Source organism: Streptomyces profundus (assembly GCF_020740535.1).
Classification (GTDB): domain Bacteria; phylum Actinomycetota; class Actinomycetes; order Streptomycetales; family Streptomycetaceae; genus Streptomyces; species Streptomyces profundus.
Window position 1 is genome coordinate 5962139 of sequence record NZ_CP082362.1, and the last position, 22356, is coordinate 5984494.

Sequence of the window (22356 nt, forward strand, 5' to 3'; positions counted from 1 at the left end):
GACGCGCGAAGTGTGGAGATCATAAGTGGCTACGTCTCATGAGCAGGTCGTCCAGGCGCTCCGGGCATCGCTGAAGGAAGCCGAGCGGCTGCGCCGGGAGAACGCCGAGCTGGCCGCCGCCGCCCGCGAGCCGATCGCGATCGTGGCCGTTGGCTGCCGGTTCCCCGGCGGCGTGCGGTCGGCCGAGGAGCTGTGGCGGCTGGTCGACGAGGAACGCGACGTCATCTCGTCCTTCCCCACGGACCGCGGCTGGGACCTGCCCTACGACCCCGACGCGGACCAGCCCGGCACGACCTATGTGCGTGACGGCGGATTCCTGTATGACGCCGCCGAGTTCGATCCGGGGTTCTTCGGGATCTCGCCGCGCGAGGCGCTGGCGATGGACCCGCAGCAGCGGCTGCTGCTGGAGACGACCTGGGAGGCCGTGGAACGTGCCGGCATCGCCCCGGAGGCGTTGCGCGGCACAAGGACCGGTGTGTTCGTCGGCAACACCGGCGGCGGCTACGGCGATCTGCTCCAGCGCGACCCCGACGCCGGCGAGGGCTACCTCGCGGTCGGCACCGCGGGCGCGGCGATGTCCGGTCGGCTCTCCTTCAGCTTCGGCTGGGAAGGCCCCGCCGTCACGGTGGACACCGCCTGCTCCTCGTCGCTTGTGGCGCTCCATCTGGCGGCCCAGGCGCTGCGGCAGGGGGAGTGCACGCTGGCGCTGGCGGGCGGCGTGACCGTGATGGCCACGCCCGAACTCTTCGCCGAGTTCTCGCGGCAGCGTGGCCTCGCGCCTGATGGGCGGTGCAAGCCGTTCGCCGAGGCGGCCGACGGCACCAGCTTCTCCGAGGGCGCGGGGATGCTGGTGCTGGAGCGGTTGTCGGACGCGCGGCGCAACGGGCATCCGGTGCTTGCGGTGCTGCGTGGGTCGGCCGTCAACCAGGACGGCGCGTCCAACGGGATGACCGCGCCGAACGGGCCCTCGCAACGCCGGGTGATCCGGCAGGCGTTGGCGTCCGCCGGGCTGTCCGCTTCGGATGTGGACGCGGTGGAGGCGCATGGCACGGGCACCCGTCTGGGTGACCCGATCGAGGCGCAGGCGCTGCTGGCCACCTACGGGCAGGACCGGGATCCCGAACGTCCGCTGTGGTTGGGGTCGTTGAAGTCGAACATCGGCCACACGCAGGCCGCCGCCGGTGTCGCGGGTGTGATCAAGATGGTGATGGCGCTGCGGCACCGGGTGCTGCCGAGGTCGTTGCATCTGGACGCACCGTCGTCGCATGTGGACTGGTCCGAGGGCGCCGTCGAGGTGTTGGGGCGGAGCCGTCCCTGGGAGTCGGATGGTGTGCGGCGGGCGGGTGTGTCGTCGTTCGGGGTGAGTGGGACGAACGCGCATGTGATTGTGGAGGAGGCGCCGGAGGCTGTTGAGGTTGCGGTGTCGCGGTCCCCGGGTGTGGTGCCGTGGGTGTTGTCGGGGCGTTCGGTGGGTGCGGTGCGGGAGGCTGCTGGTCGGTTGGCGTCGGTGGGCGCTGATGTTGCCGATGTGGCGTTCTCGTTGGCGGGTCGTTCGGTGTTCGAGCATCGGGCCGTGGTGGTGGGCGGCGATCGTGCGGGGTTGGCGGCGTTGGCTTCGGGTGTGCCGGCGGCTTCGGTGGTGTCCGGCTCTGCGGTGGGTGCTTCCGGTGGTGGTGTGGTGATGGTTTTCCCTGGTCAGGGTTCGCAGTGGTTGGGGATGGCGGCGGGGTTGTGGGAGTCGTCTCCGGTGTTCCGGGAGTCGATGCTGGCATGTGGCGAGGCGCTGGGGCCCTTTGTGGACTGGGATCTTGAGGTGGCTCTCGCTGATGAGGGGTTGTTGTCGCGGGTTGATGTGGTGCAGCCGGTGTTGTGGGCGGTGATGGTGTCGCTGGCGCGGGTGTGGGAGTCGTTTGGTGTGGTGCCGTCTGCGGTGGTGGGTCATTCGCAGGGGGAGATCGCTGCCGCTGTGGTGGCGGGTGGGTTGTCTCTTGGGGATGGTGCGCGGGTGGTGGCGTTGCGGTCGCGGTTGATCGCTGGCCGGCTCGCTGGTGGTGGTGGGATGGTGTCGGTTCCGTTGCCGGTGCGGGACCTTGATCTGCCGGTGGGTGTGTCGGTTGCGGCGGTGAACGGTCCGAACTCGGTGGTGGTGGCCGGTGAAGTGGCCGGCTTGGAAGCGGTGTTGGCATCGGTTGAGCGGTCTCGTCGTATCGCCGTGGACTATGCCTCGCACTCCGCGCAGGTGGAGGTGATCCGGGACGAGCTGCTCGATGTGCTGGCGCCGGTATCCCCGCAGTCCGGTCGGGTGCCGTTCTATTCGGCGCTGACGGGCGGCCTGATCGACACCGCCGGGTTGAATGCCGCGTACTGGTTCGAGAATCTGCGGAACACGGTCGACTTCCAGGGCGCCACGAAGGCGCTGCTCGCGGACGGGTTCAGCACCTTTGTCGAGGTGTCCGCCCACCCGGTCCTTGGCGTTGGCCTGCGGGAGACCGTGGAGGACGCGGGCGCGGAGGCGGTGGTGTTGGGCACGTTGCGGCGTGACCACGGTGGCATGGAGCGGATGCTGCTCTCCCTGGGCGAGGCGTTCGTCCATGGCGTGGACGTGGACTGGGGGTTGAGCGGCAAGCTGGTTGAGCTGCCGACCTACCCGTTCCAGCGTCAGCGGTTTTGGCCCGAGGTTGTTCCCGCCGAACAGGGGGCTGTTGACGGGGAGTTCTGGGAGGCGGTGGCGCGTGGTGAGTTGGGGCTGGATGAGGAGGCGTTGCGGGCGGTCACGGCGTGGCGGGATGGGCGGGAGCGGCGTTCGGTTCTTGACGGGTGGCGTTACCGGGTGCAGTGGAAGCCGATCGGTGACCCCGTAGCCCAACCCCTCACCGGCACCTGGCTGCTCATCGGGGATGACCAGGACGAGCGGGCCGGCTGGGCCGAGCGGCTCGGTGCGGCCGGTGCCCGGGTCGTCGTCGGGGGCGCGGACGCGCTGACCGAGGAGCGGTTCGACGGTGTGGTGTCCCTGTTCGGCACCGCCCTGTCCGCTCTGGCCCTGGCCCAGGCGATGGCCGACGCCACGCCGGACGCCAAGCTCTGGCTGGTCACCCGGGGCGCCGTTCAGCCCGTCACCGATCCCGAGCAGGCGCAGGTCTGGGGCCTTGGCCGGGTCGTCGGCCTGGAGGCCCCCGAGCGTTGGGGCGGACTGCTCGATGTGCCGGCCGAGTTGGGCGAGGCGGAGTGGCCTCGGGTACTCGGCGCGCTGGCCGGTATCGACGACGAGGACCAGGTGGCGGTGCGGGACTCGGGGCTGCTGGTGCGCCGCCTGGTCCACGATCCGCTGGGCGACCGGCTGCCGGGCCAGCCCTGGCGGCCCCGTGGCACGGTGCTGGTCACGGGCGGCACCGGCGCGCTGGGGGCACATGTGGCCCGTTGGCTGGCGGCCGACGGCGCCGAGCATCTGGTGCTCACCAGCCGCAGCGGCGCCAGCTCCGAGGGTGCGGACGCCCTCCGGGACGAGCTGACGGCTCTCGGGGCGCGCGTGACCATCGCGGCCTGCGATGTCGCCGACCGCGAGGCCACCGCCGCGCTGGTCGAAGGGCTGGACATCGACGCCGTCGTGCACGCCGCCGGCGTGGCGCCGATGGTCCCGCTGGCCGATCTGACGCCCGAGGAGTTCGCCGCCACCGTCGCCGCCAAGGTCGACGGCGCCCGGAACCTGCACGAACTGCTCCCCGAACCGCTGGACGCCTTCGTTCTGTTCTCGTCCAACGCCGGTGTGTGGGGCAGCGGTGGCCAGAGCGCCTATGCCGCGGCCAACGCCTACCTCGACGCCCTCGCCGAATGGCGCCGGGAGCGCGGCCTGCGGGCCACCTCGGTGGCCTGGGGGGCCTGGGCCGGCGGCGGGATCGCCTCGATCGGTGACGCCGAGGAGAACCTGCGCCGGCACGGCGTCCGCGCGATGGCGCCCGATCTGGCCATCGCCGCCCTCCGGGAGGCGCTCGACCACGACGAGACGTTCCTCGCCGTCGCGGATGTGGACTGGGAGACGTTCGCCCCCTCGTTCACCCTCGCCAGGCGGCGGCCGTTGATCGCCGAACTGCCCGAGGTCGTCGCGCTGTCCGCCGCCAGCGTCGAGGGCGGCGCCACCGCGTCGGAACCGTCCGAGCTGGCCCGGCGGATCGCCGGGCTCGACGCCGAGGAACAGCACCGGCTGATCCTCGACATCGTGCGCGCGCGGGCCGCCGCCGTGCTCGGCCACGCCTCGGCCGACGCGGTCGGACCAGGCCGCGCGTTCCGCGAGCTCGGCTTCGACTCGTTGACCGCCGTGGAACTGCGCAACATGCTCGGCGCCGCCACCGGGCTGCGCCTGCCGGCGACGCTGGTCTTCGACCACCCCACCGCCAACGAGGTCGCCGCGTTCATCAGGGCCGAGCTGACCGGCGAGGACGAGGACACCCGCGCCGTCACCGCCACCACGGCCGCGCTGGACGAACCGCTCGCCATCGTCGGCATGAGCTGCCGCTACCCGGGCGGCGTCGAATCACCCGAGGACCTCTGGGAGTTGGTGCTCAACGGCGTCGACGCCATCTCCCCGTTCCCGGAGAACCGGGGCTGGGACATCGAGCGGCTCTACGATCCGGATCCGGAGCGGCCCGGCACCACCTACACCAGGGAAGGCGGATTCCTGCACGACGCGGGCGAGTTCGACTCGGCGTTCTTCGGGATCTCGCCGCGCGAGGCGCTCGCCATGGACCCGCAGCAGCGGCTGCTGCTGGAGACGAGCTGGGAGGCCGTCGAGCGCGCCGGCATCACGCCGGACGCGCTGCGCGGCAGCGCCACCGGTGTCTTTGTGGGCGCGTCGGGCTCCAGCTACGCCGACGACATCCAGCAGGCCCCCGAGGGCATCGAGGGCCACCTGGCCATGGGCACCGCCACCAGCGCGGTCTCCGGGCGCATCTCCTACACCTTCGGGCTTGAGGGCCCGGCGGTGACGGTCGACTCGGCGTGCTCCTCCTCGCTGGTGGCGCTGCATCTGGCATGCCAGGCGCTACGGCAGGGCGAGTGCTCGATGGCCCTGGTCGGCGGCGTGATGGTCATGTCAAGCCCCGGAGTGTTTGTCGAGTTCGGCCGGCTGCGCGCGCTCTCCGCCGACGGGCGCTGCCGGGCGTTCGGCGCGGACGCCGACGGCACCGGCTGGGGCGAGGGCGTCGGCGTGCTGCTGGTCGAGCGGCTCTCGGACGCGCGACGCAACGGGCACCAGGTCCTCGCCGTCGTCCGTGGCTCGGCCACCAACCAGGACGGCGCCAGCAACGGTCTGACCGCGCCGAACGGTCCCGCGCAGCAGCGGGTGATCCGGCAGGCGCTCGCCAACGCGGGGGTCGCCGCCTCGGATGTCGATGTGGTGGAGGCCCACGGCACCGGCACCAAGCTGGGTGACCCGATCGAGGCGCAGGCGCTGCTGGCCACCTACGGCAAGGACCGCGACCCCGAACACCCGCTGTGGTTGGGGTCGTTGAAGTCGAACATCGGCCACACGCAGGCCGCCGCCGGCGTGGCAGCGGTGATCAAGATGGTGATGGCGCTGCGCAACGGTGTGCTGCCCAGGACGCTGCACGCCGAGGAGCCGACGCCCCATGTGGACTGGGAGACGGGCGCGGTCTCGCTCCTCAGCGACCAGGTCGTCTGGGAGAGCGAGGGACGCCCCCGCCGCGCCGGGGTCTCCGCCTTCGGCGGCAGCGGCACCAACGCGCATCTGATCCTTGAGGAGGCGACGGAACAGCCGGAACCGGCGCCGGCGGACGTCACGGGGGCCGCGCTGCCGCTGGTGCTGTCGGCCAAGACCGTTCCGGCGCTGCGCGACCAGGCCAGGCGGCTGAGGTCCACCCTGGAGTCGGGCCCCGAACTCGCGGATCTCGCCTACTCCTTGACGACGCTCCGGGGCTCCCACGACCAGCGTGCCGTGGTGGTCGGCGACGACCCGGCGGAGCTGGCGGCGATGCTGGACGCGCTCGCCGATGATGCCAACGCGGCCTCGGTGGTGTCGGGTTCCGCTGGTGCTGTCGGTGCCGGTGTGGTGATGGTTTTCCCTGGTCAGGGTTCGCAGTGGTTGGGGATGGCGGCGGGGTTGTGGGAGTCGTCTCCGGTGTTTCGGGAGTCGATGCTGGCGTGTGGTGAGGCGTTGAGGCCTTTTGTGGAGTGGGATCTTGAAGTAGCTCTGGGGGATGAGGGGTTGTTGTCGCGGGTTGATGTGGTGCAGCCGGTGTTGTGGGCGGTGATGGTGTCGTTGGCGCGGGTGTGGGAGTCGTTTGGTGTGGTGCCTTCTGCGGTGGTGGGTCATTCGCAGGGGGAGATCGCTGCCGCTGTGGTGGCGGGTGGGTTGTCTCTTGGGGATGGTGCGCGGGTGGTGGCGTTGCGGTCGCGGTTGATCGCTGGCCGGCTTGCTGGTGGTGGTGGGATGGTGTCGGTGCCGCTGCCGGTGCGGGACCTTGAATTGCCGGTGGGTGTGTCGGTTGCGGCGGTGAACGGTCCGAACTCGGTGGTGGTGGCCGGTGAAGTGGCCGGCTTGGAAGCGGTGTTGGGGTCGGTTGAGCGGTCTCGTCGTATCGCCGTGGACTATGCCTCGCACTCCGCTCAGGTGGAGGTGATCCGGGATGAGCTGCTCGATGTGCTGGCGCCGGTATCCCCGCAGTCCGGTCGGGTGCCGTTCTATTCGGCGCTGACGGGCGGGCTGATCGACACGGCGGGGTTGAACGCCGCGTACTGGTTCGAGAACCTGCGGAACACCGTCGACTTCCAGGGCGCCACCCAGGCGCTGCTCGCCGACGGGTTCAGCACGTTCGTCGAGGTGTCCGCCCACCCGGTCCTTGGCGTTGGCCTGCGGGAGACGGTGGAGGAGGCTGGCGCCGAGGCGGTGGTGTTGGGCACGTTGCGGCGTGACCAGGGCGGCATGGAGCGGATGCTGCTGTCCCTCGGCGAAGCGTTCGTCAACGGCGTCGACGTCGACTGGGGCCTCTCCGGACGGCGGGTCGAGCTGCCGACCTACCCGTTCCAACGTCAGCACTACTGGCTGGAGGCGCAGCCCGCACTGGACACCGAGTTCTGGGAGGCCGTGGAGAGCGGCGAGTTGGGGCTCGACGAGGAGGCGCTGCGGGCCGTCACCGACTGGCGTCAGGCCCGGCGGAACAAGTCGACCGCCGACTCGTGGCGCTACCAGATCACCTGGAAGCCGATCGCCGCGCCCGCTTCGGCGGTGACCGGCACCTGGCTGGTCGTCACCGTTCCCGGAGCGGAGAACCCGCTGCCCGAGGCGGCGCTCACCCTCGAACTCGGCGATGCCTCGCCGGATCGCGCGGCGCTCGCCGAGCGGCTGCGGGAGGTCACCGAGGGGCAGGCCCTGACGGGTGTGCTGTCCCTCGCCGGAGCGGACGAACGCCCGCTGCCCGGGCATCGGGCCGTGACATACGGCCTGGCCCACACCGTCGCCCTGGTGCAGGCCCTCGGGGACGCGGGGATCGCAGCGCCGCTGTGGGTGGCGACGCGCGGCGCGGTGAGCGTCGGCGGTGAGCGTCTGGACAGCCCGACGCAGGCGCAGCTGTGGGGACTTGGCCGGGTCGTCGCCCAGGAACACCCGCAGGCGTGGGGTGGCCTCGTCGACCTGCCGGCGGTCACGGACGAGCGGGCCATCGCACGGTTCGCCACCGTGCTCTCCGGTGGACTCGGCGGCGAGGACCAGGTCGCCGTCCGTGCCGACGGCGTGCACGCCCGGCGGTTCACGCGCGCCGGCGGCGGGACGCCCAGGGGCTGGCAGCCCTCGGGCACGGTCCTCGTCACCGGCGGCACCGGAGCGGTCGGCGGACGGATCGGACGCTGGCTCGCCGAGAACGGCGCCGCGCGTGTGGTGCTCACCAGCCGTCGTGGCCCTGCCGCGCCGGGCGCCGAGGAACTGTGCGACGGGATACGCGCGTTGGGAGCCGAAGCCACCGTCGCCGCCTGCGATGTCGCCGACCGCGACGCCCTCGCGGCACTCCTCGCCGAACTCCCCGATCTGACCGCGGTGGTGCACGCGGCCGTCGTCCTCGACGACGGGGTCTTCGACGAGTTGGACGCGACGCGCTTCGACCGCGTCCTCGCGCCCAAGACGGAGGCGGCCCGGCATCTGCACGAGCTGACCAGGGACCGAGAGCTGTCCGCCTTCGTGCTGTTCTCCTCGGCGGCCGGCACGCTCGGCAACGGCGGGCAGGCCAACTACGCCGCCGCCAACGCCTATCTGGACGCGCTCGCCGAACAGCGCCGCGCCGAGGGGCTGACCGCCACGTCCATCGCCTGGGGCCCCTGGGGCGGCGGCGGCTCAGCCGACGGGGCCGTCGGGGAGCGCCTGCTGCGGCAGGGCGTACCCGCGATGGACCCGGACCTGGCGATCTCGGCGCTGCACCGCGCCCTGGATCTGGACGACACCACGGTCGCCGTCGCCGACATCCGATGGGAGACGTTCCACCCGGGCTTTGTCGCGGCGCGCCGCAGCCCGCTCGTCTCCGACCTCGTCGAGGTCAGGGCGCTGCCCGAACGCACGTCGCTTGAGCAGCGGCTCGCCGGGCTCAGCGACGTCGAGCGCGACCGGGTGCTGCTGGACGTGGTGCGGGGGCAGGCCGCCGCCGTTCTCGGCTATGCCTCGGCCGACGCGGTGGAGCCGGGCCGCCCGTTCCGTGACCTCGGCTTCGACTCGCTGACCGCCGTGGACATCAGGAACCGCCTCAACGTCACCACCGGTCTTCGGCTCTCGGCGACCGTGGTCTTCGACTACCCGACGCCCACCGCGCTCGCCGACCATCTGCGGGAGCGGATCACCGACAGCGGCGTCCCGGCCGTGGGCACGGCCCCCGAGGTCGCCGCGGTCGCCGCGCCGGAGGACGACGACCCGATCGCCATCGTGTCGCTCGGCTGCCGCTTCCCCGGCGGCGTCGAATCGCCAGAGGAACTCTGGGAGTTGCTGGTCACCGGCGGCGACGCCATCGCCGGGTTCCCCGACGACCGCGGCTGGGACCTGGACGCCCTGTACAGCAGCGACCCCGACCAGGAGGGCACCTCCTACACCAGGGAGGGCGGCTTCCTGCGGGAGGCCACCCAGTTCGACTCGGAGTTCTTCGGGATCAGCCCGCGTGAGGCGCTGGCGATCGACCCGCAGCAGCGGCTGCTGCTGGAGGTCTGCTGGGAGGCCGTCGAACGGGCCGGCATCGACCCGAAGTCGCTGCGCGGCAGCCGGTCGGGGGTGTTCGTCGGCAACACGGGCGAGACCTACACCTCGCTGCTGGAGCAGGACTCCCAGGGCACCGAGGGCTATCTGCTGACCGGCAACACCGCCAGCGTGCTGTCCGGCCGGATCGCCTACACCCTCGGCCTTGAGGGCCCGGCGCTGACCGTGGACACGGCGTGCTCCTCGTCGCTGATGGCGCTGCACCTGGCGGTTCAGTCGCTACGCCAGGGTGAGTGCACCCTCGCGCTGGCAGGTGGCGTGACGATCCTGTCGGGGCCCGCCGGGTTCATCGAGTTCTCCCGTCAGCGCGGCCTGGCCGCCGACGGGCGCTGCAAGGCGTTCGACACGGACGCCGACGGCACGGGCTTCGCCGAGGGCGTCGGCATCGTCGTCGTGGAACGGCTCTCCGACGCCCGCCGCAACGGGCACCCCGTGCTGGCCCTGCTGCGCGGCTCGGCCGTCAACTCCGACGGGGCGTCCAACGGCCTCACGGCGCCCAACGGGCCGGCGCAGCAGCGGGTCATCCGGCAGGCGCTGGCCAACGCGGGAGTCGCCGCCTCGGATGTGGACGTGGTGGAGGCGCATGGCACGGGCACCCGTCTTGGCGACCCGATCGAGGCGCAGGCGCTGCTGGCCACCTACGGCCAGGACCGGGACGCGGACCGGCCGCTGTGGCTGGGCACGGTGAAGTCCAACATCGGTCACACGCTGGCCGCTTCGGGCATCGCCGGCGTGATGAAGATGGTCCTCTCGCTCCGCCACGAACTGCTGCCACGGACCCTGCACGTCTCCGAGCCGACCGCGCATGTGGACTGGTCGGCCGGCGAGGTGCGGCTGTTGACGGAGGCGCGGCCCTGGCGGGACGAGGGCCGCCCGAGGCTGGCCGGGGTCTCCTCGTTCGGCATCAGCGGCACCAACACTCACGTCATCCTGGAGCAGCCGCCGGCCGACGAGCCGGCCGCGCCGCGCGCCCGGCGGACGCTGCCCGCGCTGCCCCTGGTGCTGTCCGGGCGCGACGAGGCGGCGCTGCGCGAGCAGGCCCGCCGGGTGCGGACCGTACTGGCGGCGGGGCAGCCGGACGTGGCGCCGCTGGACGTGGCGTTCTCGCTGGCCACCACGCGCGCCGCGTTCGAGCACGGCGCCGTCGTCATCGGCACGGGGGAGCGGGGCCTCGCCGGCCTGGTCGCGGGTCTTGACGCGGTCGCCACCGGCGCCGAGTCCCCTTCCGTGGTGCGCGGCACCACCCGTGGCGCCGGCGCGCTCGCGTTCCTCTTCACCGGCCAGGGCAGCCAGCGGCTGGCCATGGGCCGCGCGCTGCACGAGGCGTTCGACGTCTACGCCGAGGCGTTCGACGCGGTCTGCGAACGGTTCGAACTGCCGGTGCGGGACGTGGTGTTCGGTGACGACGCGGAGACGCTGAACCGCACCGAGTACGCGCAGCCGGCGCTGTTCGCCGTCGAGGTGGCGCTCTTCCGGCTCCTGGAAGCCTGGGGGGTGCGGCCCGACTACCTGGCCGGGCACTCGATCGGGGAGATCGCCGCCGCGCATGTCGCCGGCGTGCTGACCCTCGACGACGCCTGTGTGCTGGTCGCGGCGCGCGGCCGGCTGATGGGCGCGCTGCCCGAGGGCGGCGCGATGGTCGCCGTCCAGGCCGCCGAGTCCGAAGTGGTGCCGCTGCTGACCGAAGGGGTGGCCGTCGCCGCCGTCAACGGCCCCGACTCCGTGGTGCTGTCGGGCGATGCGGCGGCGGTGGTCGAGCTGGCCGGGCGGTGGAAGCACAAGCGGCTGTCCACCAGCCACGCCTTCCACTCGCCTCTGATGGACCCCATGCTGGACGCCTTCAGGGCGGCCGTCGGGGCGTTGACGTTCCACCGCGCGACCATCCCGATCGCCGGCCAGCCCGCCCAGACCGACGCCGCGTACTGGGTACGCCATGTGCGGGACGCCGTCCGCTTCCACGACGCGCTGGAGTGGCTGCGCGCACAGGGCGCGGGCACGTTCCTGGAGATCGGCCCCGACGGGGTGCTGTCCGCGATGGCCGACGGCGTGCCGACGCTGCGCGGGAACCGGCCCGAGGTGGAGTCGCTGCTGACCGCCGTCGCCGGGCTCCAGGTGCGCGGCATGGCGCCTGAGTGGCCCGCGTTCTTCGCCGAGACCGGCGCCCGCCGCGTCGACCTGCCGACCTACCCCTTCCAGCGCCAGCGGTACTGGCCGGCGCCGCCCGCCGATGAGTTGGGCGCTGCCGCCGGCGACATCGTCGAGGCCAGGTTCTGGGACGCCGTCGAACGCGAGGACCTCGCGGCGCTCGCCACCGCCCTGGACACCAGCGACGAGCAGCTCACCGGCGTCCTGCCCGCCCTCGCGACCTGGCGCAGGAAGCGCCGCGCCCACTCCGCCGTCGACTCCTGGCGCTACCGCGTCGACTGGAAGCCGGCCACCGGCGTCGCCTCGCCCGCGCTCACCGGCACCTGGCTGCTGGTCGGCGCCGCGCACCCGGATGTCGAGGAGGCGCTGGCGCGCTGCGGCGCCACCGTCGTGCACATCGAGGAACCCGGCCTGATCACGCGGGCCCTCACGCCGATCGCCGGCGTCCTGGCGGTCGTCGCCAGTCCGGCGGAGACCGGCCAGGGCGACGTTCCGCCGCCGGTGCTCAGCACCGTCGCGCTGCTGCGCGCGCTGGCCGCGCTGGACATCGACGCCCCGCTCTGGCTCGCCACCAGGGGCGCGGTCGCCGTCTCTCCCGCCGAACGGGACCTCGACGCCGCACAGGCCGCCGTCTGGGGGCTCGGCCAGGTCATCGGCCTGGAACAGCCCATGCGCTGGGGCGGGTTGATCGACCTGCCGGCCACCCTGGACGGGCGCGCCGCCACCCGACTCGGCGGCGTGCTCGCCGGCACGGCCGGCGACGACCAGGTCGCGATCCGCCCGTCCGGCGTCTTCCGCCGCAGGCTGGTCCGCGCCCCGCTGGGCGAGGCGACCCCCGCCCGCACCTGGACGCCCACCGGCACCGCCCTGGTGACCGGCGGCACCGGCGCCCTCGGCGCGCACACCGCCCGCTGGCTCGCCACCGCCGGAGCCGAACACCTGCTGCTGATCAGCCGCCGGGGCGCCGAGGCGCCCGGCGCCGCCGAGCTGGCGGCCGAACTCACCGCGATCGGCGCGCGGGTCACCATCGCGGCCTGTGACGCGGCGGACCGCGAAGCGCTCGCCGCGCTGCTCGCCGAACACCCGGTCGACTCCGTCTTCCACACCGCTGGTGTCCTCGACGACGGCGTCCTCGACGCGCTGACACCCGACCGCTTCCAGGCGGTGTTCCGCGCCAAGGTGACGTCCGCACGCCACCTGGATGAGCTGACCAGGGGCCGCGAGCTGTCCGCCTTCGTGCTGTTCTCCTCCTTGGCCGGCGTCATGGGCAACCCCGGCCAGGGCAACTACGCGGCGGCCAACGCCTGTCTGGACGCGCTCGCCGAACGGCGCCGCGCCGCGGGGCTGCCGGCCGTCTCCGTCGCCTGGGGCGCCTGGGCCGGCGGCATGGCCGACGGCGCCGCCGCCGCCGAACGGGTGCGCCGGGGCGGCGTGCCCAGGATGCCGGCCGAGCTGGCGCTCGCCGCGCTGGGACAGGCCATCGACCACGAGGACACCGTCGTCGCCATCGCCGACATGGACTGGGCGCGTACCCTCCCCGAGTTCACCGCGGCCCGCCCCAACCCGCTGGTCGCGCATCTGGCGCCGGCCGCCCCCGCCCAGGACGTCAAGGCCGTACCGGCCCAGGGCGGCGGCGAACGGGATCTCGTCACGCTGGTGCGCACCCAGGTCGCGGCGGTCCTCGGGCATGGCGGCCCCGACGCCATCGACCCCGAACGGGCCTTCAACGACCTCGGGTTCGACTCGCTGACCGCCGTCGAGCTGCGCAACCGGCTCGCCGCCGCCACCGGCCGGACGCTGCCGGCGACGCTGGTCTTCGACCATCCGACGCCGGCCGCGCTCGCCGGACACCTGCGCGGCACCGGCACCGCTGGGACACCGGCCGCCCCCCGCGCCGTCGCCGCGATCGCGGCCGACGAGCCGATCGCGATCGTCGGCATGGCCTGCCGCTTCCCCGGCGGCGTCACCTCGCCCGAGGAACTGTGGCGGCTGCTGCTCGACGAGGGCGACGCCACCAGCGGCTTCCCCGAGAACCGTGGCTGGGACGGCCTTGAGTCCGTCGTGACCCGCGAGGGCGCCTTCCTGCACGACGCCGACCTGTTCGACCCGGCGTTCTTCGGGATCTCGCCGCGCGAGGCCCTCGCGATGGACCCCCAGCAGCGCCTGCTGCTGGAGACCGCCTGGGAGGCGTTCGAACGGTCGGGGATCGCCCCTTCCACGCTGCGCGGCAGCCGCACCGGCGTCTTCATCGGCACCAACGGCCAGGACTACGTGACCCGTCTGAAGGACGCGGCGGACGATGTGCACGGCTTCCTCGGCACCGGCAACGCCGCCGCCGTGGTCTCAGGCCGCCTCTCCTACACCTTCGGCCTCGAAGGCCCCGCCGTCACCGTCGACACGGCCTGCTCGTCGTCGCTGGTCGCGCTCCACTGGGCGGCCCAGTCGCTGCGGCAGGGCGAGTGCGCCACGGCCCTGGTCGGCGGCGTCACCGTGATGTCGAGCCCGGCGGCCTTCGTGGAGTTCAGCAAGCAGGGTGGCCTCGCCGCCGACGGCCGCTGCAAGGCGTTCGCCGCCGAAGCCGACGGCACCGCCTGGGGCGAGGGCGCCGGCCTGCTGGTCGTGCGGCGGCTCTCCGACGCGCGCCGCGACGGCCAGCGGATCCTCGCCGTGGTGCGCGGCTCCGCCGTCAACTCCGACGGCGCCAGCAACGGACTCACCGCCCCGAACGGGCCGTCGCAGCAGCGCGTCATCCAGCAGGCGCTCGAAGCGGCCGGCCTCACCGCCGGCGAGGTGGACGCGGTGGAGGCGCACGGCACGGGCACCGCGCTGGGCGACCCGATCGAGGCGCAGGCGCTGCTCGCCACCTACGGTCAGGACCGGGACGCGGACCGGCCGTTGTGGCTTGGCTCGGTGAAGTCCAACATCGGGCACACCCAGGCCGCCGCTGGCGTCGCCGGCGTCATCAAGATGGCCCTGGCGCTGCGCAACGGCGTGCTGCCGCCCACCCTGCACATCGACGAACCGACCCCCCACGTCGACTGGTCCGCCGGCTCCGTCGCGCTGCTGACGGAGGCGCGGGAGTGGGTGGCCGACGCCCCGCGCCGGGCCGGCGTCTCGTCCTTCGGCATGAGCGGCACCAACGCCCATGTCATCCTGGAGGAGGCACCGCCCGAGCCCACGCCGGCACCGCGCCCGGCGGCCGGCCGGACGCTGCCGCCGCTCCTGCCCCTGGTGCTGTCCGCCGCCGGCCCCGAGGCGCTCGCGGCCCAGGCCGCGGCGCTGCGCGACGCCGTCACCGGCGACCTGGGCGACCTGGTCCACTCGCTGGCCACCACACGATCCGCGCTCAGCCACCGCGCCGTCGTCCTCGGCGGCGACCGGGACGCGCTCCGCGACGGGCTCGACGCCCTCGTCGACGGCCGCCCAGGACCGGTCACCGGCCTCGCCGGCACCGGCCGCCTCGCGTTCCTCTTCTCCGGCCAGGGCAGCCAAAGGCCCGGCATGGGACGGGAGTTGTATGACGCGTTCCCCGTCTTCGCGGACGCCTTCGACGCGGTCTGCGCCCGGCTCCAACCGCAGGCCAGGGACGCGGTCTTCGGGGATGACGCCGCGCTGCTGAACCGGACGGAGTTCACTCAGGCGGGGTTGTTCGCCGTTGAGGTGGCGCTCTTCCGGCTGCTGGAAGCCTGGGGGGTGCGGCCGGAGTTCCTGGCGGGGCATTCGATCGGCGAGATCGCCGCCGCGCATGTGGCTGGCGTTCTTGCCCTGGATGACGCCTGCGCTCTGGTGGCGGCTCGGGGTCGGTTGATGGGTGCGCTGCCCGAGGGTGGCGCGATGGTGGCGGTGCAGGCTGCGGAGGCCGAGGTGCTGCCGCTGCTGACCGACGGCGTCGACATCGCCGCCGTCAACGGGCCTGATTCCGTGGTGCTTTCGGGTGATGAGGCGGCCGTGGTGGAGTTGGCGGGGCGGTGGAAGCACAAGCGGCTTTCCGTCAGCCACGCGTTCCACTCGCATCTGATGGAGCCGATGCTGGCGGAGTTCCGTTCGGTGGCGGAGACGCTCACGTATCACCCGGCTCAGATTCCGGTCGCGGGGCAGCCTTCGGTAGTCGACGCCGAGTACTGGGTGCGGCACGTCCGGGAGGCCGTCCGTTTCCATGACGCCGTGGAGTGGCTGCGCGCACAGGGCGTTGGCACGTTCCTGGAGATCGGCCCCGACGGGGTGCTCTCCGCCATGGCCGAGGGAACGCCGGCGCTGCGCAAGAACCGGCCCGAGGTCCAGACGCTGCTCACCGCCGTCGCCACCCTCCATGTGCGCGGCACCGCCGTCGACTGGGCGGCCCTGGTGCCAGGGTCCCGCCCCGTCACGCTGCCGACCTACCCCTTCCAGCGCACCCGGTTCTGGCCCGAGAGCACCGCACCGGCCGACCACGACGGCGCCCTCTGGGCCGCCATCGACACCGGCGAACTCGCCCTGGACGACGACGCCCGCACCGCCGTCACCGCCTGGCGCGACCAGCGGCGGCGGGAAGCCACCCACGAGCCATGGCGCTACCGCGTCGAATGGAAGCCGCTCACCGGCACCCCGCCGGCGCTCACCGGCAGCTGGCTTGTGCTCAACACGCCAGGCAGCACCGACTCCTGGGCGTCCCGCGCCGCCGAAGCGCTGCCCGACGCGCAGGTCGTCAGCGTCGACCACCCCGACCAACTCCCCGCCGCGCTCGCCGACATGCCCGCCGAGGACCTCACCGGCGTGCTCTCCCTGCTGGCGCTCGACGCCACCGCCGATCCGCGCGCCGCGACCCTGGCGACCGCCGCATCGGTGCGCGCCCTCGGCGCCGCCGGCATTGAGGCGCCGCTGTGGATCGCCACCTCGGGCGCCGTCTCCACCGGCCGCGCGGACCGGGTCACCGCCGCCGCGCAGGCCGCCGTCTGGGGCCTCGGCCGCGTCGTCGGCCTGGAACACCCCGACCGCTGGGGCGGCCTCGTCGACCTGCCGGAACGCCCCGACGACCGGACGTTCGCCCGGCTCGCCACCGCGCTCGGCGCCGGCGACGAGGACCAACTCGCCATCCGCTCCTCCGGCGTGTTCCTGCGCCGCCTGGCCCACCAGCCCCTCGGCCCCGTCGTCCGTTCCTGGGCTCCGCGTGGTGCGGTGTTGGTGACGGGTGGTACGGGTGGTCTCGGTGGTGAGGTGGCGCGTTGGTTGGTGGGTGCTGGTGTTGGGCGGGTGGTGTTGACCAGTCGGCGTGGTGTGGCGGCTCCGGGTGCGGAGGCGTTGCGTGCCGAGCTGGGGGAGCGGGTGAGCATCGTCGCCTGTGACATGACCGATCGAGACGCGGTCGCCGCGCTGCTCGACGGGCTGCCCGACCTGACCGCCGTCGTGCACGCCGCCGGCGCGGTCGAGACCCGGCCGCTCGCCGAGACCAGCCTGGCGGCCATGGACGAGACGATGGCGGCCAAGGTGCTCGGTGCCGCGCATCTCGACGAGCTGCTGGGCGAACGGGAGTTGGACGCGTTCGTGTTGTTCTCGTCGATCGCCGGCGTCTGGGGCAGCGGGGGGCAGGCGGCGTATGCGGCGGCCAACGCCTATCTGGACGCGCTCGCCGAACAGCGGCGGGCCCGAGGGCTGACCGCGACCGCCGTCGCCTGGGGCCCCTGGGCCCAGGTCGGCATGGCAGCCGAAGGCGAGGCCGACGAGCAGCTCCGCCGCCGGGGGCTCCCGACCCTGGCACCCGATATCGCGATCCGCGCCCTGCGGCGCGCCCTGGACGAGGACCGCACCCAGCTCACCGTCGCCGACGTGCACTGGGACCGCTTCGCGCCGTCCTTCGCCGCGGCCAGGCCAAGGCCGCTGATCGCCGACCTCCCCGAGGTCCGTCAACTCGGCGACCCCGCCGTCGAATCCGGCGCGCCCGAGCTGGCCCACACCCTGGCGCCGCTGGCGCCCGCCGAACGCCTCCGCCATCTCACGGAACTGGTGCGCGCCGAGGCCGCCGCCGTCCTCGGCCATGCCGACACCGTCGACGTCGCCCCCAACCGGCCGTTCCGCGACCTCGGCTTCGACTCGCTGACCGCCGTCGAACTGCGCCAGCGCCTCCAGGCCGCCACCGGCCTCGCCCTGCCGACCACCCTGGTCTTCGACCACCCCACCGCCGAGGCCCTCGCCGAGCTGCTCGGCACCGAACTCCTCGGCGCCGGCGACCCGTTGGCCGACACTCCGACCGCCCTGGGCCACGCCGAAACGGCCGACGACCCCGTCGTGATCGTCGGCATGAGCTGCCGCTACCCCGGCGGCGTCCGCTCCCCCGAGGAGCTGTGGCGGCTCACCGCGGCCGGCACCGACGCCATCACCGGCTTCCCCACCGACCGGGGCTGGGACGTCACCGCCCTCTACGACGCCGACCCCGACAGCGCCGGCAGCACCTACACGGCCGAGGGCGGCTTCCTCCCGGACGCGGCCGACTTCGACGCGGGCTTCTTCGGCATCTCGCCCCGCGAGGCCCTCGCCATGGACCCGCAGCAGCGGCTGCTGCTGGAGGCGTCCTGGGAAGCGCTGGAGAGCGCCGGCATCGACCCCACCGAGGTGCGCGGCACCCAGGCCGGCGTCTTCGTCGGCGTCTCACCCTCCGGCTACGGCGCCGACCTCACCGAGGCCCCCGAAGGCACCGAGGGCTACTTCCTCACCGGCAGCGCCACCGCTGTGGCCTCCGGCCGCGTCTCCTACACCCTCGGCCTCGAAGGCCCAGCCGTCACCGTGGACACCGCCTGCTCCTCCTCGCTGGTGGCCCTGCACTACGCCGCCCAGTCGCTGCGGCAGGGCGAGTGCTCCATGGCCCTGGTCGGCGGCGTCGCCGTGATGGCCAGCCCCCGCGTCTTCGTCGAGTTCTCCCGGCAGCGCGGCCTGGCCGAGGACGGCCGCTGCAAGTCGTTCTCCGACGACGCCGACGGCACCGGCTGGGGCGAGGGCGTCGGCATGCTGCTGGTCGAACGCCTCTCCGACGCGCGGCGCAACGGCCATCCGGTGCTCGCCGTCGTGCGCGGCTCCGCCGTCAACCAGGACGGCGCCAGCAACGGCCTGACCGCGCCCAACGGCCCCGCCCAACAGCGCGTCATCCGGCAGGCGTTGGCCAACGCCCGCCTCACCCCCGACGAGATCGACGTCGTCGAGGCCCACGGCACCGGCACCAGGCTCGGCGACCCCATCGAGGCCCAGGCGCTGCTCGCCACCTACGGCCAGCACCGGGACGCGGACCGGCCGCTGTGGCTCGGCTCCGTGAAGTCCAACATCGGGCACACCCAGGCCGCCGCCGGCGTCGCCGGCGTCATCAAGATGGTCATGGCCATGCGCCATGGCACGCTGCCCCGCAGCCTGCACGCCGAACAGCCGACGCGCCATGTCGACTGGTCGACCGGCGGCGTCCAACTCCTCAGCCAGGCCAGGCCCTGGGACAGCGAAGGGCCCCGGCGCGCCGCCGTCTCCGCGTTCGGCGTGAGCGGCACCAACGCGCACACCGTCCTCGAAGAGGCACCGCCCGCCGACGCCCCCGCCGACCCGAAGCCCACGCCGACCCTGCCCGTCGCTCCCGTGTTCGTCTCGGGCCGTGGCCCCGCCGCGCTCCGCGCCCAGGCCGCCCGGCTCCTGGCCCACCTCGACCACGTCGAAGGCCCCGAACACCCCGGCCGGTCCGAACGCCCCAGCCTGCCGGAGCTCGCCCACGCCACGGCCACCACCCGCGCCGCACACGACCACCGCGCCGCCGTCCTCGCCGCCGACCACGCCCAACTGCTGCGCGGGCTCGCAGCGATCGCCGCCGGCGACACCCCGCCCCGCGTGGTGCGGGGCGTCGCCGGGACCGACGGCCGCCTCGCCTTCCTCTTCACCGGGCAGGGCAGCCAACGCCTCGGCATGGGCCGGGAGTTGTACGAGACGTTCCCCGTCTACGCCGAGGCGTTCGACGCCTGCTGCGCGCTGCTCGACACCGGACTCCAACGCCCCCTGCGCGACATCGTCTTCGGCGATCCGTCCGACACCGGGGGACCGGCCGAAGACCACGACCTGCACCAGACGCGCCATGCCCAGGCCGGCCTGTTCGCCGTCGAGGTCGCGCTGTTCCGACTCGTCGAGTCACTCGGCATCCGCCCCGACGCCGTCGCCGGGCACTCCATCGGCGAGATCGCCGCCGCCCATGTCGCCGGCGTCCTCTCCCTCGAAGACGCCTGCGCGCTGGTCACCGCCCGAGGCCGACTGATGCAGCGACTCCCCGCCGGCGGCGCCATGGTGGCCGTCCAGGCCGGCGAGGCCGAGGTGCTGCCCCTGCTCGGCGACAGCGACGGCGACAGCGCCGGCGTCTGCGTCGCCGCGGTCAACGCGCCCGACGCCGTCGTGCTCTCCGGCGACGAGGACGCCGTCCTCGCGCTCGCCAGCCGGTGGAAGCACAAGCGGCTGACCGTCAGCCACGCCTTCCACTCCCACCTGATGGACCCCATGCTCGACGCGTTCCGCCGCATCGCCGACGGCCTCACCTACCACCGGGCCACCATCCCGGTCGGCGGCCAACCCGAACGGGTCGACGCCGACTACTGGGTGCGGCACGTCCGCGACACCGTCCGTTTCCACCACACCGTCGAGGAGCTGCGCACCGCCGGCGTCACCACCTTCGTCGAACTCGGCCCGGACGCCGCCCTGTCGGCCATCGGCGACTTCCTGCCCCTGCAACGCCGCGACCGGCCCCAGGCGGAGACCCTGCTCACCGCCCTGGCGACGCTCCACACCCGAGGCATCTCCCCCGACTGGCGCGCGCTGCTCACCGGCCGCCCCGTCGACCTGCCCACCTACGCCTTCCAACGCGAACGGTTCTGGCTCGCCCCGGCGACACCGCCGGCCGCCGAGACGGCGGACAGCCGCTTCTGGGAGACCGTCGAACGCGGCGACCTCGCCGAACTCGCCGACACCCTGGACATCACCCCCGACACCCCCCTCACCGCCGTGCTGCCCGCCCTCTCCTCCTGGCACCGCAAGCTCGGCGCCCACAGCACGGCCGACTCCTGGCGCTACCGCGTCGAGTGGAAGCCGCTGACCGACACCGCGACCGCCGCCCTCACCGGGACCTGGCTCGTCGTCGGCGCCGGCGCACTCGCCGACGCCGCCTCGGCGGCCATCGCCGACCACGGCGCCGACCCCGTCGCCGTCCAACCCGCGGGCACCGACCGCGATCTGCTCGCCGGACTCATCGCCAAGGAGCTGGAAACCCACCCGGCCGTCGCCGGCGTGCTCTCCCTCCTCGCCGTCGACGAGCGCCCCCACCCCGCCGGCAGCGTCGGCTTCGCCGACACCGTCACCCTGGCGCAGGCCCTGCTCGACGCCGGCGTCGACGCCCCCCTGTGGCTGGTGACGTCCGGCGCCGTCTCCGTCGGCGGCGCCGACCGCCAGGCCAGCCCAGCGCAAGCCCTCACCTGGGGACTCGGCCGCGTCATCGGCCTTGACCAGCCCACCCGTTGGGGCGGCCTCGTCGACCTGCCGCCGGCGCCCGACCCGCGCGCCTGGACCCGGCTGATCGCCACGCTCTCCGGCGCCGAGGACGAGGTCGCCGTCCGCCCGGCCGGCGCCTTCGCCCGGCGCCTCGCCCACGCCAACCTCGACGCCGCACCACGCCGCTCCTGGGCTCCGCGTGGTGCGGTGTTGGTGACGGGTGGGACGGGTGGTCTTGGCGGTGAGGTGGCGCGTTGGTTGGTGGCCTCTGGTGTTGGGCGGGTGGTGTTGACCAGTCGGCGTGGTGTGGCGGCTCCGGGTGCGGAGGCGTTGCGTGCCGAGCTGGGGGAGCGGGTGAGCATCGTCGCCTGTGACATGACCGATCGGGACGCGGTCGCCGCGCTGCTCGACGGGCTGCCCGACCTGACCGCCGTCGTGCACGCCGCCGGAGTCGGCGTCGCCGCCCCCCTCGCCGAGACCAGCCTGACGGCCATCGGCGAGACGATGGCGGCCAAGGTGCTCGGTGCGGCGCATCTCGACGAGCTGCTGGGTGAACGGGAGTTGGACGCGTTCGTGTTGTTCTCGTCGATCGCCGGCGTCTGGGGCAGCGGGGGGCAGGCGGCGTATGCGGCGGCCAACGCCTATCTGGACGCGCTCGCCGAACAGCGGCGGGCCCGAGGGCTGACCGCGACCGCCGTCGCCTGGGGCCCCTGGGCCCAGGTCGGCATGGCCGTCGACGACACGGGCGCGCTGCGCCGCCGGGGCCTGCGCGCCATGGCACCCGAACTGGCCGTCACCGCGCTGCGCCGCGCCCTGGACCGCGACGACACCACCGTCACCGTCGCCGACGTCGACTGGGAGGCGTTCACCGCCGTCTACACCGCGGCGCGGCCCCGACCGTTCCTCGACGACGTCGCGCCGCCCGCCGCCACCCCGGCACCGGCCGACGAGGACGCGGCCGACCCGCTGCGCGCCCGCCTCGCCACGCTCCCCGAAGCCGAACGGCTGCCCGAGCTGCTGCGGCTGGTCCGCACCGAGTCCGCCGCCGCGCTCGGCCACGAGTCGGCCGACCGCATCGAACCCGACCGGGGATTCCTGGAGTCGGGATTCGACTCCCTCACGGCCGTCGAACTGCGCAACCGCCTCGGCACCATCAGCGGCCTGCGCCTGCCCACCACGCTGATCTTCGACTACCCGACCCCCACCGCGCTCGCCCGCCACCTCGCCGAAGGACTCGCCCCGGCGGAGAGCGACGTGACCGACGACGTCGAACGCCTCGCCCGCGCGATGGCGAAGGCCACCGACGACGAGCGCGCGGACACCGTCACGCGCCTGCGGAACCTGCTGAACGAGTGGACGGAACCGGCAGCCACCGACCGAAGCATCGAGGATGCCACGGCCGACGAGATCTTCGATCTCATCCACGAAGAGTTTGGGAAGACACAGTGACTCTGGCAACGGCCACTTCGGGAACGGCCACTTCAGGAACGGTACGAGCGAGG

General features: G+C 73.6%; 1 protein-coding gene. It reads left to right on the forward strand.

Annotated elements, in window-relative coordinates; genetic code table 11:
* The first annotated feature begins 25 nt into the window (after positions 1 to 25).
* Entirely contained in the window at positions 26 to 22303 is a 22278-nt protein-coding gene (locus K4G22_RS26060; protein WP_228082888.1) for a type I polyketide synthase, read from the forward strand.
* Positions 22304 to 22356 lie beyond the last annotated feature (53 nt).